Raw genomic sequence first — 1,370 nt, 5'->3', positions numbered from 1 at the left:
GCTACATCAACGGGTAATTTATTGTATTTCCAATCTAAAGAATCAATTGTCCAATCCCAAACTTTTAAATTATTCACGACCACTTCATTTCGAAGTAATTCATTTAAGCCAGGCATTGATCCATATGGTGGGCGTGTTAATTTCGGTGCGTTTCCAATAACATTTCTAATTAAAGATTGATCCTCTTTCATTTCCTTAACATATTCCTTATTGGTGTATAACTTTTTAAAATCATGTGTCATGCTATGCATGCCAACATAATGGTTCTCTACATGCTCTCGTTTCACTAAATCTGGGAACCTTTTCACATTATCACCAATTAAAAAGAATGTTGCTTTTACATTATTTTTCTTTAATACATCTAATAGGTTAGCTGTATATTTTCCTGGTCCATCATCAAAAGTTAAATATACAACTTTTCTTTCTTTACCATCAAAACGACTAGGTATCGATTTTTTTAATTCATTTTTAGGTAGACTGCTCACTTGTTGAACACTGTTTACCTCTTTCGCATTTACCAGCTTAGGGTTCGTAATAGATTGAAACATGTAATAACCTATTGATACTAATATAATGGCAAATAAGACACTTATAATTCGCTTTTTCTTAAGCTTAATTCTCATTCTATAATTCTTCTTTCTAATTTATTAACTGAGTTCATGTTGGATTATCTACTTTTATACTATTTAAATGCTACTACCATCCTGCACTTGCATTCATACCAGTTGCCATAAAAGTAATAAATAACGGCCAAAATAACGGCCATAACGTAAGAAGTATATTTAGAAGTATAAGTATACTATATACCCCAGGGAAATTATGATTTTTACGATTTACAAATACTAAAATCACTAATAATATTATGGGTATTAAATATAAAAATAGCATTAGAAACCAATACCATGTCATTAAAGTAAGACTCAATGGTCCTAATATCTCGTGTACAACTCCGAATGATATTCCTAATACTCCAAAACTAAAGGTTGTAATTATTGTTTTTAGAAGCACTTTAGCGAATTTTGAGTCGTACGTCTTTCTGCTATATAGACCTATCACAATATACAACGATAGATATGCCATTAATACACCTATCCAAATCAATAGCCAGTCTGCATCTAACATAAAGAAGACAAACAGCGACCAACACACCCCTACTATTGAAAAAACAAGGGAAATAATTATATTTTTTAAAACTGGTTTCATGTTCATTTCACATCCTTTAAAAACTTAAGAATACATTATTAGCTTGTATTCTTCTTTTTCTACCGCTTTACTATAGTCTGTTGTATATTCAATAACAGTAATGCCTTTACTTCTAAGTAGATTCTTTTTCCACGTTCTCGCATCAGTTGACATATGGACAGTTACAT

The 1,370-nt window shown here is 30.9% G+C and carries 2 protein-coding genes and 1 pseudogene; all 3 read right to left on the bottom strand.

Annotated features, from left to right (window positions below):
- Positions 1 to 623: polysaccharide deacetylase family protein (locus AC1DJR_RS29835; RefSeq protein WP_477004238.1), on the bottom strand; the 623-nt coding region annotated here is incomplete at its 3' end.
- Between the two features lie 73 nt (positions 624 to 696).
- Positions 697 to 1,203: a DUF3902 family protein gene (locus AC1DJR_RS29830; protein ID WP_061676089.1), complete on the bottom strand. Its 507-nt coding sequence runs from the start codon at positions 1,201 to 1,203 to the stop codon at positions 697 to 699.
- A gap of 54 nt (positions 1,204 to 1,257) precedes the next feature.
- Positions 1,258 to 1,370 (bottom strand): annotated as a pseudogene (locus AC1DJR_RS29825) (hypothetical protein); the annotation flags it as partial.

It is taken from the genome of Bacillus sp. 05T31 (assembly GCF_056396725.1).
Note: the sequence above shows the minus strand (reverse complement) of the source record. Positions and strands in the feature narration are given on the sequence as shown.